At 58.4% G+C, this 25825-nt stretch carries 24 protein-coding genes and 1 riboswitch; of the genes, 6 read left to right on the top strand and 18 right to left on the bottom strand.

Annotation, left to right across the window (positions count from 1 at the left end; translation table 11 throughout):
* Nucleotides 1-26: 26 nt before the first annotated feature.
* Nucleotides 27-341 (top strand): quaternary ammonium compound efflux SMR transporter SugE, encoded by a 315-nt coding sequence (gene sugE / locus AOC04_RS02765; protein WP_060691055.1) that lies wholly within the window; start codon nt 27-29, stop codon nt 339-341.
* Between the two features lie 82 nt (nt 342-423).
* Here sugE and AOC04_RS02760 read toward each other — a convergent pair whose 3' ends face one another.
* Together AOC04_RS02760 and AOC04_RS02755 are read right to left on the bottom strand one after the other, a co-directional pair.
* A complete protein-coding gene (locus tag AOC04_RS02760; protein WP_060696854.1) occupies nt 424-2298 on the bottom strand; it encodes an MFS transporter in 1875 nt (624 codons plus the stop codon).
* A 134-nt stretch (nt 2299-2432) separates the two neighbouring features.
* The gene (locus tag AOC04_RS02755) at nt 2433-3584 is read right to left on the bottom strand and encodes a TDT family transporter (protein ID WP_060691054.1); all 1152 of its coding nucleotides are present in this window, start codon (nt 3582-3584) and stop codon (nt 2433-2435) included.
* Nucleotides 3585-3822: 238 nt separating this feature from the next.
* On the opposite strand from AOC04_RS02755, the gene AOC04_RS02750 reads away from it, so the two are divergent.
* Nucleotides 3823-7293, top strand: a complete 3471-nt coding sequence (locus AOC04_RS02750; RefSeq protein ID WP_060691053.1) for a PAS domain-containing hybrid sensor histidine kinase/response regulator — start codon at nt 3823-3825, stop codon at nt 7291-7293.
* 57 nt (nt 7294-7350) lie between these two features.
* On the opposite strand, the gene AOC04_RS02745 is transcribed toward AOC04_RS02750, so the two are convergent.
* Both AOC04_RS02745 and AOC04_RS02740 read right to left on the bottom strand, forming a co-directional pair.
* Nucleotides 7351-8715: a DNA recombination protein RmuC gene (locus AOC04_RS02745; protein ID WP_167344887.1), complete on the bottom strand. Its 1365-nt coding sequence runs from the start codon at nt 8713-8715 to the stop codon at nt 7351-7353.
* Nucleotides 8716-8887: 172 nt separating this feature from the next.
* Nucleotides 8888-9211: an SEL1-like repeat protein gene (locus AOC04_RS02740; protein ID WP_060696853.1), complete on the bottom strand. Its 324-nt coding sequence runs from the start codon at nt 9209-9211 to the stop codon at nt 8888-8890.
* Nucleotides 9212-10195: 984 nt separating this feature from the next.
* Here AOC04_RS02740 and AOC04_RS02735 point away from each other — a divergent pair.
* The 3 genes from AOC04_RS02735 (at nt 10196) to AOC04_RS02725 (ending at nt 12594) form a co-directional block, all read left to right on the top strand.
* Entirely contained in the window at nt 10196-10420 is a 225-nt protein-coding gene (locus tag AOC04_RS02735) for a hypothetical protein (RefSeq protein ID WP_003442709.1), read from the top strand.
* 264 nt (nt 10421-10684) lie between these two features.
* Nucleotides 10685-11164: a hypothetical protein gene (locus tag AOC04_RS02730; RefSeq protein ID WP_060696852.1), complete on the top strand. Its 480-nt coding sequence runs from the start codon at nt 10685-10687 to the stop codon at nt 11162-11164.
* 146 nt (nt 11165-11310) lie between these two features.
* Nucleotides 11311-12594, top strand: a complete 1284-nt coding sequence (locus AOC04_RS02725; RefSeq protein WP_060691051.1) for an OmpP1/FadL family transporter — start codon at nt 11311-11313, stop codon at nt 12592-12594.
* Between the two features lie 87 nt (nt 12595-12681).
* Here the strand turns inward: AOC04_RS02725 and AOC04_RS02720 are convergent, their stop codons facing one another.
* The 14 genes from AOC04_RS02720 to cobO form a co-directional block, all read right to left on the bottom strand.
* Nucleotides 12682-13233 (bottom strand): glutathione peroxidase, encoded by a 552-nt coding sequence (locus AOC04_RS02720; RefSeq protein ID WP_060691050.1) that lies wholly within the window; start codon nt 13231-13233, stop codon nt 12682-12684.
* A gap of 55 nt (nt 13234-13288) precedes the next feature.
* Nucleotides 13289-13411 carry a hypothetical protein gene (locus AOC04_RS24315; RefSeq protein ID WP_257719959.1) on the bottom strand — a complete coding sequence of 41 codons (123 nt, stop codon included), beginning with the start codon at nt 13409-13411 and terminating at the stop codon, nt 13289-13291.
* Entirely contained in the window at nt 13408-14616 is a 1209-nt protein-coding gene (locus tag AOC04_RS02715) for an MFS transporter (RefSeq protein WP_060691049.1), read from the bottom strand. Before AOC04_RS02715 ends, AOC04_RS24315 begins: the two co-directional genes overlap by 4 nt.
* A gap of 52 nt (nt 14617-14668) precedes the next feature.
* Nucleotides 14669-15082 (bottom strand): MarR family winged helix-turn-helix transcriptional regulator, encoded by a 414-nt coding sequence (locus tag AOC04_RS02710; protein WP_060696851.1) that lies wholly within the window; start codon nt 15080-15082, stop codon nt 14669-14671.
* A gap of 112 nt (nt 15083-15194) precedes the next feature.
* Entirely contained in the window at nt 15195-15932 is a 738-nt protein-coding gene (locus tag AOC04_RS02705) for an adenosylcobinamide-GDP ribazoletransferase (protein WP_060691048.1), read from the bottom strand.
* 2 nt (nt 15933-15934) lie between these two features.
* On the bottom strand, nt 15935-16510 hold the full coding sequence (gene cobC, locus AOC04_RS02700) for an alpha-ribazole phosphatase family protein (RefSeq protein WP_060691047.1): 576 nt from the start codon (nt 16508-16510) through the stop codon (nt 15935-15937).
* Nucleotides 16507-17562 carry a nicotinate-nucleotide--dimethylbenzimidazole phosphoribosyltransferase gene (cobT, locus tag AOC04_RS02695; RefSeq protein ID WP_060691046.1) on the bottom strand — a complete coding sequence of 352 codons (1056 nt, stop codon included), beginning with the start codon at nt 17560-17562 and terminating at the stop codon, nt 16507-16509. Before cobT ends, cobC begins: the two co-directional genes overlap by 4 nt.
* Complete coding sequence (gene cobU, locus AOC04_RS02690) at nt 17559-18080, bottom strand: bifunctional adenosylcobinamide kinase/adenosylcobinamide-phosphate guanylyltransferase (RefSeq protein ID WP_060691045.1); 522 nt, start codon at nt 18078-18080, stop codon at nt 17559-17561. The genes cobT and cobU overlap by 4 nt, the downstream gene beginning before the upstream one ends.
* A gap of 68 nt (nt 18081-18148) precedes the next feature.
* Nucleotides 18149-19600 carry a cobyric acid synthase gene (locus AOC04_RS02685; protein WP_060691044.1) on the bottom strand — a complete coding sequence of 484 codons (1452 nt, stop codon included), beginning with the start codon at nt 19598-19600 and terminating at the stop codon, nt 18149-18151.
* Entirely contained in the window at nt 19597-20589 is a 993-nt protein-coding gene (gene cobD / locus AOC04_RS02680; protein ID WP_060691043.1) for a threonine-phosphate decarboxylase CobD, read from the bottom strand. The genes AOC04_RS02685 and cobD overlap by 4 nt, the downstream gene beginning before the upstream one ends.
* The gene (gene cbiB / locus AOC04_RS02675) at nt 20582-21490 is read right to left on the bottom strand and encodes an adenosylcobinamide-phosphate synthase CbiB (RefSeq protein ID WP_060691042.1); all 909 of its coding nucleotides are present in this window, start codon (nt 21488-21490) and stop codon (nt 20582-20584) included. Before cbiB ends, cobD begins: the two co-directional genes overlap by 8 nt.
* Nucleotides 21487-22137, bottom strand: a complete 651-nt coding sequence (gene bluB / locus AOC04_RS02670) for a 5,6-dimethylbenzimidazole synthase (RefSeq protein WP_060691041.1) — start codon at nt 22135-22137, stop codon at nt 21487-21489. Before bluB ends, cbiB begins: the two co-directional genes overlap by 4 nt.
* Complete coding sequence (locus tag AOC04_RS02665; protein ID WP_060691040.1) at nt 22134-23447, bottom strand: cobyrinate a,c-diamide synthase; 1314 nt, start codon at nt 23445-23447, stop codon at nt 22134-22136. Before AOC04_RS02665 ends, bluB begins: the two co-directional genes overlap by 4 nt.
* A 10-nt stretch (nt 23448-23457) precedes the next feature.
* A complete protein-coding gene (cobO, locus tag AOC04_RS02660; protein ID WP_003442773.1) occupies nt 23458-24069 on the bottom strand; it encodes a cob(I)yrinic acid a,c-diamide adenosyltransferase in 612 nt (203 codons plus the stop codon).
* An 80-nt stretch (nt 24070-24149) separates the two neighbouring features.
* Nucleotides 24150-24393: riboswitch (cobalamin riboswitch) on the bottom strand.
* A 109-nt stretch (nt 24394-24502) separates the two neighbouring features.
* On the opposite strand from cobO, the gene AOC04_RS02655 reads away from it, so the two are divergent.
* A complete protein-coding gene (locus AOC04_RS02655; protein WP_060691039.1) occupies nt 24503-25810 on the top strand; it encodes a PQQ-dependent sugar dehydrogenase in 1308 nt (435 codons plus the stop codon).
* Nucleotides 25811-25825: the final 15 nt, after the last annotated feature.

Below are 25825 nucleotides of genomic sequence, written 5' to 3'. Positions count from 1 at the left end.
GACCCCATCAGTTGATGGAGATTGCCATGTCCTGGATTATTCTGTTTTTTGCTGGCCTGTTTGAAGTTGGCTGGGCCGTCGGCCTGAAATACACCGACGGCTTCAGTCGCCCACTCCCTACGGCGCTGACCGTAGGCGCCATGATTATCAGCCTCGGCTTGCTCGGGCTGGCCATGAAAGAGCTGCCACTGGGCACTGCCTATGCAATCTGGACCGGGGTTGGCGCAGTCGGCACCGTGATCGCCGGGATCATCCTGTTTGGCGAATCCATGGCGCTGTTCCGACTGGCCAGTGTTGCGCTGATCATTGCCGGCCTGGTCGGCCTCAAAATGAGCGCTTAAGCAGGCACCCTTTGCACGCGATGGCATAGACCCGCTCGATGCCATCGCTGGCAATCCAGCTCCGACCCAGAGCAGGCAATATCTACCTCTTCTGTGCCCGCAACTCACTGACCCTTTCTCGCAAGACCTGCTGCGTGGCCTCCCTGGCCGGTATCGGCTCACCCGCCACCAGCGTCACCCGCGACCAGAGTCGATGGAACAACCCCTTGTGCGGATCCCGGCTGAAGAAGCTGCCCCACAACCCTTGCAACGCCATCGGAATCACCGGCACCGGCGTACGCTCCAAAATCCGCGTCACACCCGCCTTGAACTCACCAATCTCGCCGTCGATGGTCAGCTTGCCCTCGGGAAAGATGCACACCAGCTCGCCATCTTCCAGATACCGGGCAATGCGGCTGAACGCTTTTTCATAAATAGCTTCATCTTCAGCACGCCCGGCAATCGGAATCGTGCCCGCAGTACGAAAGATAAAGTTGAGAACCGGCAGGTCGTAGATTTTGTAATACATCACAAAGCGAATTGGCCGACGTACAGCACCACCAATCAATAGCGCATCGACAAACGAAACGTGGTTGCACACCAGCAACGCGGCGCCTTCGTCCGGAATCAGCTGCAGATTCTTGTGCTCCACGCGATACATGGAATGGCTGAGCAGCCAGATTATGAAGCGCATGCTGAATTCAGGAACGATTTTGAAGATGTAAGTGTTGACCGCGATATTCATCACCGAGACCACCAGGAACAACTCGGGAATCGTCAGCTTGGCCACGCTCAGCAGCAGAATGGTGACTATTGCAGACACCACCATAAACAGCGCATTGAGGATGTTGTTGGCAGCTATCACCCTCGCCCGCTCGTTTTCCGCCGTGCGCGACTGGATCAGCGCATACAGCGGCACAATGTAGAAACCGCCAAACACGCCCAACCCGAGAATATCGAACAACACCCACCAGGCCTGGCTGAAGCCCAGAACGCCCAGCCAGTCATTGGCTTGAATGTTTTGCGGCATGTGCCCCGAATGCCACCACAACAACAGGCCAAACAGGGTCAGACCAAACGAGCCAAAGGGCACCAGGCCAATCTCGACCTTACGCCCCGAGAGCTTTTCACACAGCATCGAGCCCAGTGCAATACCCACCGAAAACACCGTCAGAATCAGGGTCACTACGGTTTCATCGCCATACAACCAGTCTTTGGCGTAGGCCGGGATTTGCGTCAGGTAAATCGCACCGACAAACCAGAACCATGAGTTTCCGACGACAGAACGCGAGACCGCAGGAGTCTGGTTCAGCCCCATTCGCAGGGTAGCCCAGGACTCGCGGAAGATATTCCAGTTCAACTTCAGATCCGGCGTATCAGCCGCAGCCCGCGGAATTGCGCGGCTGGCCAGATAGCCGAGCACCGCAACCGAAACGATCACCACGGACACGACCACCGTGTAGTGACTGGATGAGAGCATGATCCCGGCGCCAATGGTGCCGGCTAGAATCGAGAGGAAGGTCCCCATCTCGACCAGACCATTACCCCCCACCAGTTCATCCTCATGCAGGGTCTGGGGCAGGATCGAATACTTCACCGGCCCAAACAGTGCCGAGTGAGTCCCCATCGCGAACAGCGCGACCAGCATCAACGCCAGGTGATCTAAGGCAAAACCGATTGCGCCTACGACCATGATCGCAATTTCACCCAGCTTGATTAGGCGGATCAGACGATCCTTCGGGTACTTTTCGCCAAACTGTCCGGCCAGTGCCGAGAACAAAAAGAAAGGCACTATAAAGAGCAGCGCACACAGGTTGATCCAGATCCCGCGATCACCTTCGATGTTCAACTTATAAAGGATGGCCAGAATCAGCGACTGTTTAAACAGGTTGTCATTGAGTGCACCCAAGGACTGGGTCACGAAGAACGGCAGGAAGCGGCGCTTCCTCAGCAAACTGAACTGCGAGGGGTGACTCATCATCCATGTACTCACGTTGCGCCGAACGGCTTTCTCATTGGAGAGCCGTTGTATCACTCAGGGCACAACCTTGCTCAGGTTCTGTACCAAAAACAGCCTGTTCAGCCGTTTGGTGCAGAACCTGAGCGCCAGACCTACTTCTTCAGCCCGGCAATGCAGGGCGACACAAACAACTCGCCACGGTAGGCCCCCTGCACGGTTCGCGTGCCCACGATCAACCACATCAGCGCCAACAACATCACCAGCACGCAACCCGCCACATCAAAGAAGGCAAGGTGCAGAACACTGCCCAGACGCAAGGTGGCCAATGAGTAAACGCCCAGCGGGAAGGTAAAGCCCCACCACCCCAGGTTGAACGGGATGCCTGCACGGAAATAGCGTGCCGTGATCATTAATGCCATCACGATCCACCACAAGCCAACGCCCCACAGAATCACCCCGGAGATAAGGCCCATGCCCTCGACTATTTCACCGATCCGCCCCAGGCCATTGGCCGCAAAGATCGCTGGAGCATCGGCCCCCAACAGCAGCAAACCCAGGGCGCCGGTGCCAATTGGTCCCAAAGCCAGCCAGCTTGAGGCGGCCATGCTTTCGTGGGGCAATTTATGCAGTGCCATGCGCAGAATCAAAATAGTCAGAATACTGAATGCCACCGGCACCGAGAACGCCCACAGCACATAGCTGGTAATCAACACATGAAACTGCGCGAGGGTGTCGCTCAAATGGGGCGCCAGCAGCCCGCCGCTGGCCGCGGCTACCTCCGCCGCCACGACTGGCAACAACCACACCGCGGTCATTTGATCGATGCTGTGGTCCTGCCGGGTGAACATCAGGTAAGGAATCAGCACCCCGAAACCCAGGGCCATGGCGACATCAATCCACCACAACAGCTCGGCCACCTGCACCATGTCGCTGCCCCAACGCGGCACTCCAAACACCAGAAAACCATTGATGATGGTCGCAAGCCCCATGGGAATGGTGCCGAAAAACATCGACACAGTGGAATGCCCGAAAATACGCCGCGCTTCGTCGAAGTACAGCACCCAGCGCGCGCCATAAAGCACGCTGAACAGAATGAACAAGACAATATTGAACAGCCATAACCCTTCGGCAAACACATGTATGCCAGGGATATGCACCGGCAGCTGGGCCAATGCCAATGCCAGGACTCCCGTCCCCATGGTCGCTGCAAACCAGTTAGGCGTGAACTGGCGGATCACCTCACGGGGGTGCTGCAATTGGCTGAACGGCCTCAAACCGGGCTTGGCTTTATTTGGGCAAATCATGGATTCCTCCTGTCCCTCGTATGAGGTGACCCTAGAGTAGAACCAAATCGAATATCTATATAACGGGTAATTTCTCTAACTGTTATCTGCTTTATAGATAATCACTCAATCCCTGGGTTCAACCACCGCGACACATGGCCACGCTCAGACCATAGTCGACACTGACGTGCTTCAGACATCATGCGAGACTAGCCTGCCGCAGCAGGATTGCTGCGGCCTTACACCTCCAGGAGTCACCATGTCGCTGTCCAGCGGGCTCATTGCCGCCGTCGCCCTGGCCTATATGGCCATCATGTTTGCCATTGCCTTTTATGGTGACCGGCGCAGCAAACCGCTGCCGCCGCGGGTTCGCGCATGGGTCTATAGCTTGTCGCTGGCGGTGTACTGCACCAGCTGGACGTTCTTCGGCGCTGTAGGCCAGGCCGCCGAACAGCTTTGGGCGTTTTTGCCTATCTACCTGGGGCCGGTGCTGCTATTGGTGTGCGCGCCCTGGGTCCTGCAAAAGATGGTGCTGATCAGCAAGCAGGAGAACATCACCTCGATTGCTGACTTTATTGCCGCACGCTACGGCAAGTCCCAGTCACTGGCGATTGTGGTGGCGCTGATCTGTCTGGTGGGCGTATTGCCCTACATCGCCCTGCAGCTAAAGGGCATTGTGCTCGGCGTCAATCTGCTGATAGGGGCCGGGGCGGATGCAACAGGCACCAGTGCCCAAGACACCGCATTGATTGTGTCACTGGTGCTGGCGCTGTTTACCATTGTATTTGGCACGCGCAACCTCGATGCCACCGAACACCACCGCGGCATGGTGCTGGCGATTGCCTTCGAGTCGCTGGTCAAACTGTTCGCCTTTCTCGCCGTCGGCGCCTTTGTAACCTACGGCCTGTATGACGGTTTCGACGACCTGTTCAATCAGGCGATGCTCGCGCCGCGCCTGGAGCAGTACTGGCAAGAAACCATCAACTGGCCTTCGATGGTGGTGCAGACCGGTGTCGCCATGATGGCAATCATCTGCCTACCCCGGCAGTTTCACGTCACTGTGGTTGAAAACATCGAGCCACGCGACTTGCAACTGGCCAAATGGGTGTTCCCGGCCTACCTGATTCTGGCGGGCCTGTTCGTGGTACCGATTGCGCTGGCCGGGCAGATGCTGCTGCCCAGTTCGGTCCTGCCTGACTCGTTCGTGATCAGCCTGCCACTGGCCCAGGCTCATCCGGCACTGGCATTGCTGGCATTCATTGGCGGCGCATCGGCCGCCACCGGCATGGTGATTGTGGCCAGCGTCGCGCTGTCGACCATGGTTTCCAACGACATGCTGCTGCCCTGGCTGCTGCGGCATAAAAACGCCGAACGTCCGTTCGAAGTGTTCCGCCACTGGATGCTTTCGGTACGCCGCGTGTCGATTGTTGTGATTCTGCTGCTGGCTTATGTCAGCTACCGCCTGCTGGGTTCGACCGCCAGCCTCGCTACCATCGGCCAGATTGCCTTTGCTGCAGTCACCCAACTGGCCCCTGCCATGCTCGGCGCCCTGTACTGGAAGCAAGCCAACCGCCGGGGGGTATTTGCCGGCCTGGCTACCGGGACCTTCATCTGGTTCTACACCCTGGTGCTGCCTCTTATCGCCCACAGCGTGGGCTGGAATTTAAGCCACTTCCCGGGCCTGGCCTGGCTTCACAGCAACCCGCTGGGGCTGTCGATCACGCCACTGACCCAGGGCGTGGTGTTATCGCTGGCCGGTAACTTCACTCTGTTTGCCTGGGTCTCGGTGCTGTCTCGCACCCGCGTTTCGGAGCACTGGCAAGCCGGGCGCTTTATTGGCCAGGAACTGAGCAGCCACCCGGGCGGGCGCTCCATGCTCGCGGTACAGATCAACGACTTGCTGACACTGGCCGCACGTTTTGTCGGTGAGGAGCGGGCCCACCAGAGCTTTATTCGTTTCGCTTATCGCCAGGGCAAAGGCTTTAACCCTAATCAAAACGCTAATGGCGAGTGGATCGCCCATACGGAACGCCTGCTGGCCGGGGTCCTCGGCGCTTCCTCGACCCGCGCAGTGGTCAAGGCGGCCATTGAAGGTCGGGAAATGCAGCTTGAAGATGTGGTGCGCATTGCCGACGAAGCATCGGAAGTATTGCAGTTCAACCGTGCACTACTGCAGGGCGCGATTGAAAACATCACCCAGGGAATTAGCGTGGTCGATCAGTCGCTCAAGCTGGTGGCCTGGAATCGTCGCTATCTGGAGCTCTTCAACTACCCGGACGGACTGATCAGCGTAGGACGCCCGATTGCCGACATCATTCGTCACAATGCTGAACGCGGCCTGTGCGGCCCCGGGGAAGCCGAAGTGCATGTGGCCCGTCGCCTGCACTGGATGCGCCAGGGCCGAGCGCATACCTCCGAACGCCTGTTCCCCAATGGCCGGGTTATCGAACTGATTGGCAACCCCATGCCGGGGGGCGGTTTTGTCATGAGTTTCACTGACATTACCGCGTTCCGCGAAGCCGAACAGGCACTGACCGAGGCCAACGAAGGGCTTGAACAGCGGGTGGCCGAGCGGACCCATGAGTTGTCGCAGCTCAATCAGGCACTGACGGATGCCAAAGGGGTGGCCGAATCGGCCAACCAGTCGAAAACCCGCTTCCTGGCAGCTGTCAGTCATGACTTGATGCAACCCATGAACGCCGCACGCCTGTTCTCCGCAGCCCTGTCACATCAAGAAGAGGGGCTTAACCCGGAAGCGCAAAAACTGGTACAGCACCTGGACAGTTCCTTGCGTTCAGCCGAAGACCTGATCAGTGACCTGCTGGATATTTCACGCCTGGAAAACGGAAAGATAACCCCGGACATCAAGCCTTTTGCCCTTAATGACCTGTTTGACACCCTGGGGAATGAGTTCACCGCCCAGGCTCAGGAACAAGGTTTGAGCTTCAGAGTGCGCGGCAGCCGTTTGCGGGTCAGTAGCGACATCAAACTGCTGCGACGCATTCTGCAGAACTTCCTGACCAATGCCTTCCGCTACGCCAAAGGACCGGTGCTGTTGGGTGTGCGTCGCCGGGGTGGCGAGCTGTGCCTTGAGGTGTGGGATCGGGGCCCGGGTATTCCCGCCGACAAGCTGCAAGTCATTTTTGAAGAGTTCAAACGCCTGGATAGCCACCAGACCCGTGCCGAAAAAGGCCTGGGCCTGGGCCTGGCGATTGCAGACGGTTTGTGTCACGTGCTCGGGCATACCCTGCAAGTGCGCTCGTGGCAGGGTAAAGGCAGCGTATTCAGCGTCAGCGTGCCACTGGCCAAAACCCAGACGGCGCCTCAGCCCGTGGTTGCCGAACAAAACGGCCAGCCGATCAATGGCGCCCAAGTGCTGTGCATCGATAACGAAGACAGCATTCTGATCGGCATGCAGAGCTTACTGACACGCTGGGGCTGCCGGGTCTGGACCGCACGCAATCGCGACGAATGCGCTGCCCTGCTCAACGAGGGCGTGCGTCCGCAACTGGTGCTGGTTGATTACCATCTGGATGGCGGCGAAGTCGGCACCGATCTGATGCGCTGGCTGCGTGCCCGATTGGGCGAACCGGTGCCGGGCGTGGTAATCAGCGCTGATGGACGGCCGGAGATGATTGCCGAGGTGCATGCAGCAGGCCTGGAATACCTGCCCAAGCCGGTAAAACCTGCGGTTTTGAGGGCTCTGCTGAGCCGGCATGTGCCGCTGTAATCTAGGCAGAAGCGGATCCCGTAGCAGCGGCCGCAGGCTGCTACGGGCCTGGCGTGCTTACTCAGCTGGATGCGCTACGCCATCCACATCCGTCATCGCCCGCTCCAGCAGGTCAGCGGGCAAGCTTTTGCTGGCCCTGGCGCCCAGCAGCTTGAGCTGCTCGCTGCGACTGACAAGGTTGCCTCGGCCTTCTGTCAGCTTGTTACGCGCAGCTGCGTAGGCTTTATCCAATTGCTGCAGACGATTACCGACTTCATCCAGGTCCTGAATGAACAGCACAAACTTGTCGTACAGCCAGCCTGCCCGCTCTGCAATTTCCCGCGCGTTTTGACTTTGTCGTTCCTGCTTCCACAGGCTGTCAATTACCCGCAAGGTAGCGAGCAAGGTGGTGGGGCTGACAATCACAATATTGCGGTCAAAGGCCTCCTGGAACAGGTTAGGCTCGGCTTGCAATGCGGCGGAAAAAGCTGCTTCGATCGGTACAAACAACAACACGAAGTCCAGGCTGTGCAGGCCTTCGAGTCGCTTATAGTCTTTACCGGCCAGGCCTTTTACATGATTGCGTAACGACAGCACATGCTGCTTGAGTGCCGCCTGCCCAATGACGTCGTCATCGGCACCTACGTATTGCTGATATGCCGTGAGGCTGACCTTGGAGTCGACCACTACCTGTTTGTCACCCGGCAACATGATCAGGACGTCCGGTTGAAAACGCTCGCCGTCCGGCCCCTTGAGGCTGACCTGTGTCTGGTACTCGCGGCCCTTCTCAAGCCCTGCGTGTTCAAGCACCCGCTCCAGAATCAACTCACCCCAGTTACCCTGGGTTTTTTGGCCTTTGAGGGCGCGGGTCAGGTTGGTGGCTTCATCACTCAGGCGCAGATTGAGTTGCTGCAGGCGCTCCAGCTCTTTACCCAGCGAAAATCGTTCCCGGGCTTCTTGCTGATAGCTTTCTTCGACACGCTTTTCAAACGACTGAATGCGCTCCTTTAAAGGGTCGAGCAACTGCCCCAGGCGCTCGCTGCTGGTGTCGGCGAAACGCTGCTCACGCTCATCGAAAATCTTGCCGGCAAGCTCTGCAAACTGAGCCCGCAGCTCATCACGCGAGCCTTGCAGGTCGCTTAACCGTTGTTGATGACTGTCTTGTTGCTCGCGCAACTCAGCCGCCAACGCCGCCGCATGAGCGTCCAGGCGACGCAATTCGGCCTCTTTCTGGCTGCGCTCCAGACTCCAGGCATGCGCTGCATCGCGCGCATTGTCGCGTTCGAGTTGCGACAACTCGACCTCTCGCCGCAAGGCTGCCAGCTCTGCCTGCTTGGCAGCATTGGCCTGGCCCAGATCACTGATTTCATCACGACTGGCCTCCAGTTGGGCGCTCAGACCTTCCTGAGCCAACTGCGCCGTATTCAAACGCTCATTGAGCATCGCCAGTTCAGCATGAAGGGCACTGGCGCGACGCTGCACCTGCCATAAAACTGCCAACAGCGGTATGCCCGCCAAGGCCAGGCCCAGCAAAATGCTGCTCAAATCCAGGGCCATAGCCCCTCCGCACTAGATAAAAGAGCAAGGGTAACCAAGCAACAGGAGCGAAGACAGCTCAGTCTTCTATTTTGCTCAGTTCCTGTTGCGCGACGCGATCTCCGGCACGGGCAGCCTGGCGCAAGAGCTCATGACCGATCCGCTGATCCCGGGCACTCCCGCAATCACGGCACATCAATTGCCCAAGCCGACTCTGGGCCAGAACCACACCTTGTCGTGCAGGTTGTTTCAGCAAATGGCCGGCAACGTGCTTGACGCTGGGCTTGGCGCCCAATCGAGGGTTATCCAGTAACCAGATGGCCACCCGCAGAGAAAAGCGTTTTGGGGGGTCTGATGGAGTATTGGGGCGAGTAACGGAGGAAGTAGCTGTACGAAACTTCATATGACACTGTAGGGCAGAACAGAAGGCGCGCAACTTTACTCCTTTTTTCGTGAGGGTAAAGCCGAAAAACACTACACCCGCGATCTAGAGCAAGTGCACGGGACAATCCACAGATCCTGTGGATAAGTCAGTGGACAACCCACATTTAACCCCCGCAAACGCCCACCCTGCGGGGCCTCGGGTCAAACTGACGATTTTTTCACCAATTAAAAAAAACGATGTTTTTCATTGACTTAAATTTAGCTAGCAGGCTAGGAGCGCATGTTCTCTGGCCCGTGCAGTGATTCAATGCGCAGCACCTAAAATGTGCACAAGTTCACACCCGCCCCAGGAAACAGGTCTGATACAGAGCAAAAACTCTAGGCAAGCGCACCTGTATTGAGCAACGGCAAAACCTCCTCAGAACCCCGATAAGCTGCCGATCAAGGTCTGGCATTCCAGTAGAAACGGGCTATATCGCCCACCTGCCCATGCCGTTGCGCACTGGTGCCGATAATCGCTGCAGAGGGCTAAATAACGTATTTTTTGCTAGCACACTTGCGTTTAAATTTTCAACCCGTTATTATCCGCAGCGTTAGTACCAAGCTGAAAGTCAATTCGGGCCGAACAAATCCCTCAAGCACTCTTCCATAAATGAAGACATGCTGACAAAACGGGATCGACCCCCTCGATGGTTTCCAGGTAAATCTTGCGACGATACTGCCTTTGAAAAGCAAAGGGTACCGCGAAGTTTTTACTCTGACCGAACCAACCTGCAAATTGATCAGGATCTTCACCCGGAGCACGGAACCTTAGCTCCAGTTGTGATTGCCTGCCCTCCTAAGTACCTACCTGCCAGCCCAAGCGCCACATAATTAATGCGCTCCAACTGGCGGCTTTGTTCCAGTCAGGTTCTTCGTCCAGCCAAAGATGGCTCGACGTCACTGGAACGTTTTAACGCTGCACAGCTCTAAGCTGTGTCATTTGTAGGAACACCTAATAACTATGTCTACTCAAATCCATACTCAGGATGCCATTCGCACCCTAACCAACGCCTTTGCTCCAATGAACTGCCTGATTATGGCCGCTCGCAAAGGATGCTTCAGCTTCACTCTGGTCAACGAACACGGTATCGCTCGTCACAGCGAACGCCTGTACCCCGATCAATATTCCAGCGCAGCACCTCTGCAAGCTGTGATCGAGCGTACTCGTCAGGCACTTATTGCCTGATCTGATAAGCGACAACACAACAAGCCCTGCCTGATCCGCAGGGCTTTTTATTGCTAAAAATTTAAGAAATATCCTGCATTGTTTAATTACCTGCGGATATATAGCGCACAACTCGAAGCCACTAATGTTTTAAAAACAGTCCTTTAGAGCAAATATATGACACTACACTTCAACTCAAGCGGCTAATCCGCTTCCGGCGAGCCCTCCCGACTCACTGCTGCCAAGCAAATGGGCACGCCGGCCATTTCAGCCGTCGAGGACGATATGGGTATCGCTGCCAGAGAGTTGTCTCTTTATGTCATTCGGCCAACATTGAGGTATCTGGGCCAGAACAATCCGGATGCAGAAGCTTTGTTGCTGGGTATTGCTGCCAGCCAGTCAAGCCTGGGCTCTGCCCTGCACGACCGGCGCGGTCATGGCCTGTACTGCATTCGCGAAGCCAGCCACGCAGCTTTGTGGGACCGGTATCTGGCGCAAGACCCCGATCTGGCCAGCCTGATTCGCGGACTGGCCAGTCAGCATGCATTCTTGTGCAGCCCCCATTTGGAACTCACGGTTAATTTACGTTACGCAACGGCCATTGCGTGGCTGCTGATTGAACAGCAACAAGTAATCATCCCCGCTGCAGATGACCTGCTCGGTATGGCAAGAATTTGGCGCCAAGCCTTTGAACCACAAGGACGTTTGCGTGATTTCACTCACGCGTGGAACAACTTTGTTTCTCCTCTCAATCATGTCGCTTGAGAATTCGTCCACACACAATAATATTTAAATGATCGAAAACCGGTCGGATTGTCCTACAAAACAACGTTAACTTCTGCGATTTAGCCTATAGCGCTTAAACAAAAATGTTGGTAGTTTTCGTCCGGTGATCAAAAGGAGTTCTAATAATGAAAAAAGTAATGCTCAAGACCACACTTGGCCTCGCCGTAACCTTGGCTTCCAGCCAGATTTTCGCAAGTGGCTTCGCCCTCAACGAACAAAGCGTTAGCGGTATGGGGACCGGTTTCGCAGGTCGTTCATCTTCAGCCGACGATGCAAGTACCGTATTTGGTAACCCTGCCGGCATGTCCCGCTTAAATGGTCAGCAAGTAACCGGTGGCATCGCTGTTATCGACGCTTCGACCGATATTAAAGATGCGCAAGGTAAATACCCTGGCACCAATAAAGGTGACATGGTGCCATTCACTGGCGTTCCGATGGGTTTCTATACCAACAAGCTCAATGACCAGTGGGCTGTAGGTTTCGGTGTTTATGCACCTTTCGGGCTCGTTACCGATTATGAAGGCGGCTTCCAGGGCCGAGCCTTCGGCAAAAAGAGTGAAGTAAAGGTTATTACGCTGCAACCGACAGTCAGCTATGCCTTTAACGACAAGGTCTCGGTGGGTTTCGGCCCAACCATTAACCGTATCTCCGGCGCACTTGAGTCTGACCTCACGGTCCTCAATCCGGCTTTCGGCGATACCAATGTAAAAGTTAAAGGAACTGATACCGCGTTGGGCTTCAATATCGGTGTTCTGGTGCAAGCGACAGACACCACTCGTATTGGTCTTACCTATCACTCCAAAGTGAGCTACAAGCTTGAAGGCCACACCAATGTTACGGCGGGGGCCAATACCCCGGCTTCATTGATGAAAAGCAATCGCTATGACGCCTCGCTGTCCATCGACACTCCAGAATCCTACGACCTGTCTGTGACTCAAGACCTGTCCGATGCCTGGAAAGTCTATGCAGGTTCGACCTGGACTCGCTGGAGCCGCCTGAAAGACATCACCATCAATAACGACGGTGTAAGCCCTGCAGCTTCGGGGGCGGTAGGTTCGCAACTGTTCGGCTCGATCAAGGAAGAACAGAACTGGCACGATACCTGGGCCTATGCAATCGGTACTTCATACCAGCTGAACAAGCAGTGGGTACTGCGTACCGGCCTGACCTGGGATCAGTCGCCAACCAACAACGAGAACCGTTCACCACGTATCCCTACCGGTGACCGTACAGTCTTCAGCCTGGGTGCGGGTTATGCAGTTAACGAAAACCTGGCCATTGACGTTGCTTACTCTTACCTGAAAGAAGAATCAGTCAAAGTTAATGACTCGAACGCTCTTAACAGCTACAGCGCCAAATATGAAAACAGCGCTAACGGCTTTGCAGTAGGCGCAACCTACAAGTTCTGATTCATCGCGAGCCTGAAGGGCTCGCCGACTGAATTAAAAAAATCCCCGTTCTCGTTACCGAGACGGGGATTTTTTAATGAGTGACATTCAGGGTGTTGAAGCAATGGCTTTTTCTATCGCCTCAATCAATTCGGGGCTGTCGGGTTTACTCAGACTCGAAAAGTTGGCAATGACATTGCCTTTGCGATCTACAACATATTTGTAGAAATTCCACTTCGGCGCACTGCTCTGCTCAGCCAGCACTTTAAACAAATGCACTGCGTCAGGACCACGAACATGTTGCGGATCAATCATGGTGAACGTTACACCGTAATTAACGTAACAGACCTTGGCTGTTTCTTCGCCGTCCTTGGCCTCTTGTTTAAAGTCATTGGACGGCACGCCAATCAACTCCAGCCCCTGCCCTTTAAAACGCTGATGCAATGCCTCAAGCCCTTTGAACTGAGGGGCAAAGCCACAAAAGCTCGCAGTATTAACGATCAACAGCGGCTTTGCGGCGAAGCGCTGGCACAGATCGATAGATTCTTTGGCCCGCAACTTTGGCAATGAGCCTTCCAGTAGCGGCGGACACTGCGCCGCCCATACAGAACCGGTGCAAACCAACAACAATACGGGCATTGCAATCCAGCGCTTTAGCATTATCAAAGTCCTTTAAATAGAGACAGACACAGAACTTACTCGCCCCGACAACCCGCTAGCAAGCACCCATGCCCAACTGCATCAGTGCCAGCCCGCCTTGATGCCAGCCCCACCACGCCAGGGTCAGCAGTAATAAACCGCCGCCCAATCCCACCCACCATAGCCATGCCGGACTCACGCAATACTCCCCTGCGCCTGCAACCGGGCGACAGGGCGCTCGCGCACCGGCCAGTTCAGGGCAGCCGCCAAAAGACTCAACAAGATCGAAACCTGCCAGATCAAATCGTAACTACCGGTTCGATCATAGACCACACCCCCCAGCCAGCCGCCGAGGAATGCACCCAGCTGATGGAACAGGAACACGATCCCGCCCAGCATTGACAAGTTACGCACACCAAACATGGTAGCGACCGTGCCATTGGTCAGCGGCACTGTCGACAACCACAAAAAGCCCATGCTCATACCGAACAGGTAGGCACTAAACTGCGTCACCGGCGCCCACAGGAACAACACGATAACCACTGCTCGCGCCAGGTACAGACTGGTCAGCAAGCGCGGCTTTGACATACGGCCGCCCAGCCAGCCGGCAGTGTAGGTGCCGAATATATTGAACAGACCAATCAGCGCCAGCACCGTCGTGCCAATGGTGGCAGGCAAATGCTGATCCACCAGATAGGCCGGCAGGTGAATCCCGATAAACACCACCTGAAACCCGCAGACAAAAAAGCCGAAGGACAACAGCCAGAACCCGGAATGCGAGCAGGCCTCACGCAGCGCTTGCCTGAGCGTTTGCTCGCCACCCAGACTCGGCAGCGGACGATCTTTGAGCATGCTCACCAAGGGCACGATCAACGCCACCAGCAACCCCAAAACCAGCAACGCCGACGACCAGCCGAGCCAGCCAATCAGACCCAGTGTGCCGGGCAACATGGCGAACTGACCGAACGACCCCGCCGCACTGGCAATCCCCATGCCCATGCTGCGCTTTTGCGCAGGCAAGGCGCGCCCTACCACACCCAGAATCACCGAGAAGGAAGTACCGGACAGCCCGATACCGATCAACAAACCCGCACTCAGCGATAAGGTCATCAACGAGTCTGACATGCCCATCAGGATCAAACCTGCGGCATACAAAATGCCACCCACGATCACGACTCTGGCGGCGCCAAAGCGATCAGCCAGTGCACCGGTGAACGGTTGCGCCAAGCCCCAGATCAAGTTCTGCAGAGCAATAGCAAACGCAAAGACCTCGCGCCCCCAACCAAACTGAGCACTCATCGGCGGCAGAAACAGCCCGAATCCATGCCTTACCCCCAAAGACAGCGCCAAAATCAATGCACTGCCCAAAAGCACCCACCCGCTGGTACGCCACACCGATGTCATTTTTATTCTCCTGATGCGGGTATATACCCATTTTTATTCGTTAAAAGGGCCCTTAATCCGGGCCCGCCAAGTCATCCAGAAGCTGCAGCAATTGCTCGCGCCGATCTTCCCCCAAACGATCAATCAATTGCTGCTGCGCAGCCTCCCAGGCCGGCAACGCTGCCTCAAGCCGCTCCTCCCCGGCCCTGGTCAGGCATACCAGGCGATTACGGTGGTCCTCGCCCTCAGCCAGCTTCACCAAGCCTGCATTCTCCAGCACCCGCAAGTTGCGCCCTAACGTACTGCGGTCCAGCCCCATGGCTTCAGCCAGGCTGGAAATACTCGGTTGATCCAGACGCTTGAGATTGCACAGCAAGGAATACTGGGCAACGTTGATTCCGAAGCCATCAAGAGCGCCGTCGTAATGCCTGCTGATGCCACGCGAAGCGCGACGCAGATTGGTGCATAAACACTGGGTTGGTAACATTTTGTATGTATATACCCGCAATAAACTGGAATCAAGATTTAAAAAAAACGCCACCGCCGCCCTGGCGGGAGCCAGCTTGCCATCGCGAGCAAGCACGCTCCTGCAGAGCTGGTCACGCTGAAATAAGCGCCAACCCCACCAATACCAGAACCTCAAGCAATTCAAGCAAGGCCCCGGCAGTATCACCTGTGGTGCCACCCAGGCGACGCATCATCACTCTGCGCAGCCATACAAACCCAAGGGCCGCCAGCACCAGCGCCCACAAACCTGCATAACCGGCCACCACTACACACGCCAGCGCACTGAGCCCCAGCACCTGCCACCCGGTCTTGCGCGGCAAGTGGTCCGCCAGCGCTTGCCCCAGGCCACCCGCACGCACATAAGGCGTGGTGAGAAACACACCGAGCAATGCACTGCGGCCGATCAGCGGCACAATCAGCAAGGCCATCCCCTGTTGCTGCTCAACCAGCGCCAGCAGCGCGCAAAATTTGAGCAATAACACCAAGACCAGCGTCACGACGGCAATCGGTCCGCTGCGCGGGTCTTTCATGATGCTCAGGGTGCGCTCACGATCGCCAAAGCCGCCCAGCCAGGCATCGGCACTGTCAGCCAGACCATCCAGGTGCAACCCGCCACTGAGCAGCACCCATGCCGTCAGCAGCAAGGCCGCATGCAGCATTAAAGGGGCATTGCCCAGCAAGCCATTGAGCCCCCAAAGCAGCAGGCCGAACAGCGCACCTACCAACGGATAGCACAGCAGAGAACGCCCAAGCTCTTGAGGCGCAGGCATACCGGAGAGGCGAATCGGCAAGCTGCTCAAAAATTGCAGGGCGATCCAGAATGGCAGCATGCTCAGCCCTCTTCGCTTACTAGGCCGTGGGCTGCAACACGCAACCCGAACAGCGCACCATTGACCACCGGCACCTGCAACAATTGCTCGCGGGGCAAACCCCGGGCCCGGGCCAGCAGCAGCTTGATCACCCCGCCGTGGCACACCACCAGTACCCGTTCCCCGGCAAATTGTTGCTGCAAACGGCTGACTGCGGACAATACCCGCGCCGAGAACTCCGGCACAGGCTCACCTTGCGGCGGAGTAAAGCCGTAGGGGTCAGTCCAGAACAACCCCAGCGCCTCGGCGTCGGTTTCCATCAGCGCCGCAGGACTGCACCCTTCCCATTCGCCAAAATGCAGTTCCTGCAGGTCCTTGTCGAAAGACACCGGTAACGCCAGCTGCTGGCTCAGCTCCCGTGCGAACAGGGCACAACGCTGCAACGGTGAGCTGACGATACGATCCCACGGACCGCGGCCTTTAACCGCTTCACGCATCTGCTCCCAGCCCACGGCCGTCAGCGCATCATCGAGACTGCCACGCAGTCCACCCCCCAGCTCGGTTTCGCCATGGCGCAACAGATCCAGTTGCACCGTCATGCAGGTCGGTCCGCCACGGCGGCCTCGGCAAAAGTCGCCATCTGCCCGTGCAGGTCGCAGGCCAGACGCATCAACGGCACCGCCAGTGCGGCACCGCTGCCCTCGCCCAGGCGCAAGCCGAGGTCGAGCAACGGCTGTGCCTGCAAGCTTTCCAGCACATGGCGATGCCCCTGCTCGGCACCGCGATGGGCGAACACCAGCCACTCGCGGCACTGCGGGTTCAAACGTACCGCCACCATGGCTGCAACCGTACAAATAAAGCCATCAACCAACGCCACGATGCCTTGCTGCGCGCAAGCCACATAGGCGCCGGTCAAAGCTGCAATCTCAAAGCCGCCCAGGCGGAACAGGGTCTGCAGCGGGTCATCCAGCAGCCCGTCGTGAAACGCCAGCGCCCGGTCAATGACTTGCGCTTTATGGCTCACACCCGCTGCGTCCAGACCGGTTCCCGGCCCAGTCAGGTGCGAGGCCGGGCAATCCAGCAAGGCACAGGCCACGGCACTGGCTGACGTCGTGTTGCCAATGCCCATTTCGCCGCCAATAAATAACTCGCTGCCCGCTGCCAGTGCCCGCAACACACTGTCACGCCCCGCCTGCAGGGCTTTTAAGCCCTGACTGTCGGTCATCGCCGCGCCCGTCGCAAAGTTGGCCGTGCCTGCTCCCAGCTCCAGGTGCCGCACCCCCGGCAGATTGAGCATGGGTGTCACAGTGCCCAGGTCTACTACATCCAGTTGCGCGCCCAACTGGCGGGCCAGCACGCTGATCGCCGCGCCGCCGCTGACAAAGTTGTGCAACATTTGCCCGGTGACCGCTTGCGGGTAAGCCGATACGCCCTCTGCCACCACACCGTGATCGCCAGCAAAAATCGCAATCCACAGTTGATCGACACGCGGCTTGAGCCGCCCCTGCAACCCGGCCAGCTGCACGGCCAGCGCTTCCAGCTGGCCCAACGAGCCTGCCGGTTTGGTCAATTGATGCTGACGCCCGGCTGCCGCCATCGATATTTCATGATTAACCGGCTTGCACGGGGTCAGCCACCACGGGGTATTCATAGTGCAGTTCCTTTCAACGTCAGAGGCAGGCCCGCCACCGTCAGCACTACTCGCTGACAGCGCTCGGCCAAGGCTTGATGCAACCAACCGGCTTCATCGACATAGCGGCGAGTCAATTCGCCCAGCGGCACGACACCCATTCCGGTTTCGTTGCTGACAAATACAATTTCACCCGGCAGTTCAGCCAGGCACGCCAGCAGCGCATCACGCTCGGCGTCCAGGCGCTGCGGGTCCTCAAGCATCAGCAGGTTGGTCAGCCATAACGTCAGGCAATCTACCAACAAAAAAGTCTCTGCCCCGGCGTTATCGCGCAGTACCCGGGCCAGCTCCAGCGGTTCTTCTACCAGCGCCCAATGCCCGGGGCGGCGCTCACGATGGTGGCGCACGCGCTCGTTCATCTCACCGTCCAGCGGCTGGCTGGTGGCGATGTAGATGACGGCCAGAGCGGACTCGGCCGCGAGCTTCTCGGCCAGGCGGCTTTTACCCGACCGGGCGCCACCCAGAATCAGTTGCAGCATGTTTTAAAACCTCTAGAAGGCGGCTTCATCTGTGTGGAAGCCGCAAGAGCGGCCCGTATGGCAGAGGATCAGAGCCCGCATAATTGACGCAGCAACCCGGTATCAAGATGGTTTTGCACCAGGTCCGCCAGGCGCTCGATGTCCCGCTCACGCAGGGCGTGGTAGTCCACCGTTTGCACGTCCTGCAAACCGGCCCAGCGCAACAAGGCACTGCAGGCCGCAGGTGACTCGAACAAACCATGCAAGTACGTGCCGAAAATTTGCCCGTCTTCACTCTGGGCGCCATCACACCGGCCATCTTCCAACTGCACCGCCGGCCGCTCCAGCGCCACGCCGCTAGTCACGCCGGCATGGATTTCGTAGCCACTGACTGCAGCGTTTTCCAGGGTCAGATGCCCGCGTACATTGCGCAGTTGCTTCTCGGCGGCAAGCTCGGTGCTCAATGCCAGCAACCCCAGACCGGGGCTCGACCCCGCCGCGCCTTCGAGCCCCAGCGGGTCGTGAACCTGTTCGCCGAGCATCTGCAAACCGCCACAAATCCCCAGCAACTTGCCGCCATAGCGCAAGTGACGGTTGATTGCCGCCTCCCAGCCATTGCCGCGCAAATAGGCCAGATCGCTGCGCACGCTTTTGGAGCCCGGCAGGATAATCAAATCCGCAGCAGGGACAGGCTGGCCCGGCCCGACAAACTGCAAGTCCACTTGCGGGTGCAAACGCAGCGGATCGAAGTCGGTGTGGTTACTGATACGCGGCAGTACCGGCACAACCACCTTGAGCACTTGATCTACCTTGTCGGTCTGGCGCTGGTCAATGCCGTCTTCAGCCTCAAGATGCAAATCCATCACATACGGCAATACACCGATCACCGGCTTGCCCGTGCGCTGTTCAAGCCAGTCGAGACCAGGCTGGAGCAAGGCAATGTCGCCCCGAAAACGGTTGATGATGAAGCCTTTGACCCGCGCCTGCTCGGTCTCTGACAGCAACTCAAGAGTGCCGACAAGATGCGCAAACACGCCGCCGCGATTGATGTCGGCGATCAGGATTACCGGACAATCCACCGCCTCGGCAAAGCCCATGTTGGCGATGTCGCCGGCACGCAGATTGATCTCGGCAGGCGAGCCCGCGCCCTCGACCATCACCACCGGGTACTCGGCGCTCAAGCGTTGGTGCGAGGCCAGCACCGCCTGCATGGCGATGGCCTTGTAGTCGTGATAAGCCACCGCGTTCATGCTGGTTACGGCACGCCCATGAATAATCACCTGCGCGCCGGTGTCACTGTTGGGCTTGAGCAACACCGGATTCATGTCTGTGTGGGGCGCAAGACCGGCCGCCTGGGCCTGGACTGCCTGGGCCCGACCGATCTCGCCGCCCTCTGCGGTGACGGCACTGTTGAGCGCCATGTTCTGCGGCTTGAACGGCACCACACGCACACCCTCGCGGGTCAGCCAGCGGCACAATGCCGTGACCAGAGTACTTTTACCCGCATCGGATGTAGTGCCCTGCACCATCAGCGTGCTCATGAATGTTCCTTGGTATACGCCAGCAACGCTTGTTCCAGCCGCAGCCAGTCAGCGTCGGTAGCAGGCAGGCCAAAACGTACGCTGCTGTTATGGGCAAACAGACGCAGCAAAATACCGCGCTGGGCCATAAATTCGTAAAGACGGTCGGCGTGGGGGGTAATCAACCACTGAAACAGCGCGCACCCGCCCTGGGGCGGCAAATCATGCAGGCCCAGCAATCGCTCCAACCGGCCGCTGGCCAATTCGCTGCGCTCGCGCTGAAACTCCTGGGCGGCGGTGTCGAGCAGACAAGCCTGGCCTACAGCCCGGGTCGGGCCGCTGACGGCCCATGGGCCGACCTGGTCGGCCAACAATTTAAGCAACTTGAGTTCTGCCAGAACAAAGCCAAGCCGGACCCCGGCCAGACCAAAGAACTTGCCGAAAGAGCGCAGCACAATCAGCCCGGTACGCCAGCTCTGGGCCGACAGGCTCAAATCTGGCGTGTTGTCCATGAAGGCCTCGTCCACCACCAGCCAACCTCCGCGCGGGGCCAGTCTTGCGTGCCACTCCAGCAACCGCTCGGCAGTCAGGCTCAAGCCGGTAGGGTTATTGGGGTTAACCACCACCAGCACATCCAGCGTATCGAGGTAGAAATCGACTTCCTGCTCCATGATCTCGCGCACGATGTGCCCGCTACGGCGCCACGCCTCGGCGTGCTCGGCGTAGCAGGGCGACAACACACCGACCTTGCCCGCACGCCGCAAGCGCGGCAGCAACTGAATAGCGCACTGCGAACCCGGCACCGGCAACACGTTCGGTGCCCCGTAATAAGCGCAAGCTGCGTGCTCAAGCCCGTCGTCGGTTTCCGGCAAGCGCGCCCAGGCCCGCTCATCAATCGCAGGAATCGCAAACGGCCAGGGCGCCAGGCCACTGGACAAGTCCAGCCAGTCCGCCTCGGCAATGCCGTAGTTCAGAACTGCCTGACGTAAACGTCCGCCGTGCTCAAGCATAGAATTCACTCCCTACACACAGGATCAATAACCACAGCCATACGCCACGCTGCACCAACTGCCAGCCGCGATCAATCGCGTCGGCATCCGCCTGAGGACCTTCGCCCAATTGCGTGCGTTCATGCAGTTCGCCGTGGTAAATCGCCGGGCCGCCCAACTCCACCCCCAGAGCCCCCGCGCCCGAGGCCATAACCGGGCCCGCATTGGGGCTGTCCCATTGCGGCGCCTGCTTGCGCCAGCATTTCAAGGCCAGCCGGGTATTACCCAACACGGCGTAGGTCAACGCCACCAACCGTGCCGGAATATAATTCAGCACATCGTCGATCCGCGCAGCCGCCCAGCCAAAACGCTCAAAGCGTTCGTTGCGATAGCCCCACATCGCATCCAGCGTATTACTCAAACGATAGAGCACTACCCCCGGTGCGCCGGCTACGACAAACCAGAACAGGGCGGCGAACACTGCATCACTGCCGTTCTCCAGGACCGATTCCGTGGCCGCGCGGGCCACTTGCGTGGAGTCCAGTTCGCTGGTCTGGCGACTGACCAGGTAGCCGACCCGGGTACGGGCCTCTTCCAGGTCATTGCTGCGCAGGGCTTGCGCCACCGGCTGCACGTGCTCACCCAGACTGCGCATGCCCAGCGCGCAATACAGCGCCAGAATGTCCACCAGCCAGCCGATATAAGGCAGCCATGACAAGGCTGTTGCCAGAATCGTCAACGGCAGCACTGCCAGCACCCAGGCTGTCACGCCATGGCTGCGCCAGCCACGACCGCCGGAATTGAAACGTTGCTCGATACGGTCAGCCATCCGGCCAAACGCAACCAGCGGATGCCAGCGTTTGGGCTCACCGAACAACGCATCCAGCGCCACCCCGGCAACGCACAGCAACGCCACACTCATGGACTCACTCCCCAATAATTCTCATAAACCAGTTCGCTCAGTGGACGCGCTTTCGCCCATCCCTCCATCACCAGCATAGGTGCTGGATAAAAGCGCTCGACCGGGCCCAGACACAACACGGCCAGCGGCTTGGCACCAGCGGGTAAACCCAGCAGGTCAGCCAGCGCCAAAGGATCAAACAGCGACACCCAGCCCATGCCCAGCCCCTCGACCCTGGCGGCCAGCCACAGGTTTTGGATCGCACACGACAACGATGCCATGTCCATTTCCGGCAGCGTCCGGCGACCGAAGATGTGCTTCTCGCGATCGTCCATCAACGCGGCCACCAACACCTCGGCACAATCGTTGATGCCCTCGACCTTGAGGGTCATGAATTCATCGGAACGCTCACCCAGCGCTTGAGCGGTGCGCACCCGCTCCTCTTCGACCAGAGCCTGGACCTTGCCGCGCAACTGGCGGTCGCTGATGCGGATAAACCGCCAGGGTTGCATCAGGCCCACACTGGGCGCCTGATGCGCGGCTTCAAGCAGACGTGATAACAGTTGAGGAGCCACCGTGCCACCGCTGAAGTGACGCATATCGCGTCGCTCGGCTATGGCTCGATAAACAGCAGCTCGCTCATCAGGACTAAATGCGTTGTCGCTCATGGCACCTTCACGGCACAGGGCGCGAACAACGCGGCAATGGCCTGGGGATTGGACGGAAAGTAAAAGTGCACATAAGACGCGGTCATCCGCCCGTCGCGATACACCGCTTCAGCGCCACGCCCGCCATTGGGGCTCAGCCCCCGGGCGATCGGTACAAGGTCGGTGGTGGTCAGCGAGTGATGATAGGTGTGACCGCGCAGCAAGCCTTCGGGCATCTCGACAGCCTGTAGCGCCAGCGCTGCCAGACGCTTTTGCATGGTTGCTTCACCGGCCAGCAGCCCCACCAGCTCGGCACGTTGGCCTTCAACGTCGGTCAGGGCATCCAGCAAATAGAGCATCCCGCCACACTCGGCGAGCAATGGCTTGCCCGCCCCGTGGTGCGCGCGAATAGCCTCCAGCATCGGCGTATTGCGCGACAACTCAAGGTGATGCAGTTCAGGGTAACCGCCCGGCAAATACAGACTGTCGACCTCGGGCAAGCGCTCATCGTGAATCGGCGAGAAGAACAGCAGTTCGGCGCCCATGTCACGCAACAGCGCCAGGCTCGCGCCATAGGTGAAGGCGAAAGCCTCATCGCGCGCCACGGCAATGCGCACCCCGGCCAATAACGGCTCGGCTGTTACCAGCTGCGGTGCAGCGAACGCCACCGCCGGTGGCAGCGCTACCTCACAGGTGCTGGCCAGGGCATCGGCCGCCGCATCAAGGCGCGCATCCAGATCATTCAACTCGCTGGCCTGGACCAGGCCCAGATGCCGACTTGGCAGTTCGATGGCGGTTTCACGAGACAGTGCGCCGTACCAGCGCAAGCCTTCAGTCAGGCTCCCCTCCAACAACTGCGCATGGCGCACGGTGCCGACACGGTTGGCCAGCACGCCGGCAAACGGCAAGTCCGGCTGATAGCGCGCCAGGCCCAGTGCCAGCGCGCCAAAGGTCTGGGCCATGGCAGTGCCATCGATCACGCCCAACACCGGCACGCCAAAATGACGTGCCAGATCAGCGCTGGACGGCGTACCGTCGAACAGACCCATGACCCCTTCAATCAGAATCAGGTCCGCTTCCCCTGCGGCTTCCCACAGCAAGCGGCGACTTTCATCGGCGCCCACCATCCACAAATCCACCTGATATACCGGCGCTCCGCTGGCGCGCTCGAGGATCATGGGATCGAGAAAATCCGGACCACACTTGAATACCCGTACCTTGCGCCCTTGATTGCGATGCAATCGGGCCAGGGCGGCGGTGACGGTGGTCTTGCCCTGGCCCGAGGCCGGTGCGGCGATCAATACCGCCGGGCAATGACGCGACTCTCTCATGCTTGAACACTCACAATTCGATGCCTTTCTGGGCTTTGATACCGGACTGGAAGGCGTGTTTGATCACACCCATTTCAGTCACCGTATCGGCCAGGTCTATCAGTTCGGGTTTAGCGCCGCGTCCGGTGACCAGTACATGCTGCATCGGCGGGCGGGCTTGCAGATCGCTCAGCACTTGCTCCAGGTCGAGATAGCCGTGCTTGAGCGCGATATTCAGTTCATCCAGCACCACCAGACCGATGGACGGGTCGCGCAGCATCTCGCGGGACACTTCCCATGCGGCCTCGGCAGCGGCGATATCACGCTGGCGGTCCTGGGTTTCCCAGGTAAAGCCTTCGCCCATTACGTGGTAGCGCACTTGCTCAGGGAAACGGCGGAAGAAAATCTCTTCGCCGGTGCTGTTGCGACCCTTGATAAACTGCACCACGCCGCACTGCATGCCGTGGCCCATGGCCCGTGCCAGCATGCCAAAGGCCGAACTGCTTTTGCCTTTGCCGTTGCCGGTCAGTACCAGCAGCAACCCACATTCGTTAGGGGCGCTGGCAATGCGCTCATCCATAACGGCTTTTTTGCGCAGCATGCGCGCCTGATGACGTTCGTCGCGTTCGGGGGATTCGTTCATGGCAGCTCTCCGTTGGGGCTCAATCATGCAAACGGGAGGCGGGGGACATTGCAACAAAAAGCACACCATCGCCCGCCGCGAGGTGTTGGATGGATCAGGCCGGTCTCCGGGCTCACAAGCGGGATACTCCTGAACAGAGCAACCCTGACCACGCGCCTTCCCGTGTGCAAACACAGTGACATTGAGCGCAGTTTTTACTCATTTACCGTTGCGGGGGCAGCGCCGGGATCAAAGCGGTTGTGTGGATCAAACACGCCCTCACCGGCTTCCCTGTTTCACCCTGTCGACCTGTGGCCACAGAGCACCTGAAACAAGCCGCGAAGGTTAGAGGGTTGGGGGTGGAGCGTCAATTAAAGCTGGCTGCAGCGACTTGAACCTTTGAGCAGCTACGCTCCTCTATGACTAACAAGCCCAAGAACCAATGGAGATTTTCATGCTCAAGCGCCAGCACGCTGTTGTCATCATACTTGCAGCAGGATTGGCCGCCTGCGGCGAGAGCTCGACCCTGCAAGTGGTCGATGGCACCGGCCCTTCGCCAAAACTGCCGGAGCCGAACAAGACGCTGATTCCGACGGTCAACATCGCGCCAGCCATAGGCTGGGCCGAGGGCGCCACCCCGACTGCTGCCCAGGGCCTGAAAGTTACCGCCTTCGCCGAAGGCCTCGACCATCCACGCTGGCTCTACGTATTACCTAACGGTGATGTGCTGGTGGCAGAAACCAATGCACCGCCCAAGCCGGATGACAGCAAAGGTATCCGTGGCTGGGTGATGGAGAAAGTCATGGGCCGGGCCGGTGCCGCTGTCCCGAGCGCCAACCGGATCACGCTGCTGCGCGACAGCAACCATGACGGTGTGGCGGACACTCGCACAGTGTTCATCGACAACCTTAACTCCCCGTTCGGCATGACCCTGGTGGGTAATGATCTGTATGTCGCTGACGCCGACAAGCTACTGCGTTTCCCGTATAAAGCCGCAGAGCAATCCATCACCGCCCAGCCGGTCAAAGTCGTCGATCTGCCCGGCGGCCCGTTGAACCATCACTGGACTAAGAACGTCATCGCCAGCCGCGACGGCAAAAAACTGTATGTGAGCGTGGGTTCCAACAGCAACGTGGGTGAGAACGGCCTGGACAAGGAAGAAGGTCGCGCCGCGATCTGGGAAGTGGACCCTGCTACCGGCAGTCACCGCATCTTCGCCTCAGGCTTGCGCAACCCCAACGGCATGGACTGGGAGCCCGTGACCGGCAAACTCTGGACCGCGGTTAACGAGCGCGACGAAATCGGCAGCGATCTGGTGCCTGACTACATCACTTCGGTACAGGATGGCGGCTTTTATGGCTGGCCTTACAGCTACTACGGGCAACACGTGGATGCACGGGTCAACCCGCAAAACCCGGAGCTGGTGGCCAAAGCCATTGCACCGGACTATGCCGTAGGTCCGCATACAGCCTCACTGGGGCTCAGCTTTGCTGAAGGCAGCAAACTGCCCGGATTTACGCAAGGCGCATTTATTGGCCAGCACGGATCCTGGAACCGTAAACCCCACAGTGGTTATAAAGTGATCTTCGTACCGTTCGCTGATGGCAAACCCAAAGGCCTGCCGGTGGACGTGCTGACCGGTTTTCTCAATGCCGATGAAAAAGCCATGGGCCGTCCGGTGGGAGTCGTGATTGATAAACAGGGGGATCTGCTGGTAGCAGATGATGTCGGCAACAAGATCTGGCGCGTGTCAGGGAAATAAAACAGCAGGAGCGGG

Source organism: Pseudomonas versuta (genome assembly GCF_001294575.1).
Lineage (GTDB): Bacteria > Pseudomonadota > Gammaproteobacteria > Pseudomonadales > Pseudomonadaceae > Aquipseudomonas > Aquipseudomonas versuta.
Note: the sequence above shows the minus strand (reverse complement) of the source record. Positions and strands in the feature narration are given on the sequence as shown.

Excerpts from the sequence above, each read along its gene's own strand:
- cobC (WP_060691047.1), bottom strand. The coding sequence starts at position 16,510 with ATGACGGTGCAACTGGATCTGTTGCGCCATGGCGAAACCGAGCTGGGG.
- bluB (WP_060691041.1), bottom strand. The coding sequence starts at position 22,137 with ATGAGCGACAACGCATTTAGTCCTGATGAGCGAGCTGCTGTTTATCGA.
- AOC04_RS02685 (WP_060691044.1), bottom strand. The coding sequence starts at position 19,600 with ATGAGCACGCTGATGGTGCAGGGCACTACATCCGATGCGGGTAAAAGT.
- cobU (WP_060691045.1), bottom strand. The coding sequence starts at position 18,080 with ATGCTGCAACTGATTCTGGGTGGCGCCCGGTCGGGTAAAAGCCGCCTG.
- AOC04_RS02760 (WP_060696854.1), bottom strand. The coding sequence starts at position 2,298 with ATGAGTCACCCCTCGCAGTTCAGTTTGCTGAGGAAGCGCCGCTTCCTG.
- AOC04_RS02705 (WP_060691048.1), bottom strand. The coding sequence starts at position 15,932 with ATGCTGCCATTCTGGATCGCCCTGCAATTTTTGAGCAGCTTGCCGATT.
- cbiB (WP_060691042.1), bottom strand. The coding sequence starts at position 21,490 with ATGAGTGTGGCGTTGCTGTGCGTTGCCGGGGTGGCGCTGGATGCGTTG.
- AOC04_RS02665 (WP_060691040.1), bottom strand. The coding sequence starts at position 23,447 with ATGAGAGAGTCGCGTCATTGCCCGGCGGTATTGATCGCCGCACCGGCC.
- sugE (WP_060691055.1), top strand. The coding sequence starts at position 27 with ATGTCCTGGATTATTCTGTTTTTTGCTGGCCTGTTTGAAGTTGGCTGG.
- cobT (WP_060691046.1), bottom strand. The coding sequence starts at position 17,562 with ATGAATACCCCGTGGTGGCTGACCCCGTGCAAGCCGGTTAATCATGAA.
- AOC04_RS02755 (WP_060691054.1), bottom strand. The coding sequence starts at position 3,584 with ATGATTTGCCCAAATAAAGCCAAGCCCGGTTTGAGGCCGTTCAGCCAA.
- AOC04_RS02730 (WP_060696852.1), top strand. The coding sequence starts at position 10,685 with ATGGGTATCGCTGCCAGAGAGTTGTCTCTTTATGTCATTCGGCCAACA.
- AOC04_RS02720 (WP_060691050.1), bottom strand. The coding sequence starts at position 13,233 with ATGCTAAAGCGCTGGATTGCAATGCCCGTATTGTTGTTGGTTTGCACC.
- AOC04_RS02715 (WP_060691049.1), bottom strand. The coding sequence starts at position 14,616 with ATGACATCGGTGTGGCGTACCAGCGGGTGGGTGCTTTTGGGCAGTGCA.
- AOC04_RS02710 (WP_060696851.1), bottom strand. The coding sequence starts at position 15,082 with ATGTTACCAACCCAGTGTTTATGCACCAATCTGCGTCGCGCTTCGCGT.
- AOC04_RS02725 (WP_060691051.1), top strand. The coding sequence starts at position 11,311 with ATGAAAAAAGTAATGCTCAAGACCACACTTGGCCTCGCCGTAACCTTG.
- cobO (WP_003442773.1), bottom strand. The coding sequence starts at position 24,069 with ATGAACGAATCCCCCGAACGCGACGAACGTCATCAGGCGCGCATGCTG.
- cobD (WP_060691043.1), bottom strand. The coding sequence starts at position 20,589 with ATGCTTGAGCACGGCGGACGTTTACGTCAGGCAGTTCTGAACTACGGC.
- AOC04_RS02735 (WP_003442709.1), top strand. The coding sequence starts at position 10,196 with ATGTCTACTCAAATCCATACTCAGGATGCCATTCGCACCCTAACCAAC.
- AOC04_RS02750 (WP_060691053.1), top strand. The coding sequence starts at position 3,823 with ATGTCGCTGTCCAGCGGGCTCATTGCCGCCGTCGCCCTGGCCTATATG.
- AOC04_RS02655 (WP_060691039.1), top strand. The coding sequence starts at position 24,503 with ATGCTCAAGCGCCAGCACGCTGTTGTCATCATACTTGCAGCAGGATTG.
- AOC04_RS02740 (WP_060696853.1), bottom strand. The coding sequence starts at position 9,211 with ATGAAGTTTCGTACAGCTACTTCCTCCGTTACTCGCCCCAATACTCCA.
- AOC04_RS02745 (WP_167344887.1), bottom strand. The coding sequence starts at position 8,715 with ATGCTCAATGAGCGTTTGAATACGGCGCAGTTGGCTCAGGAAGGTCTG.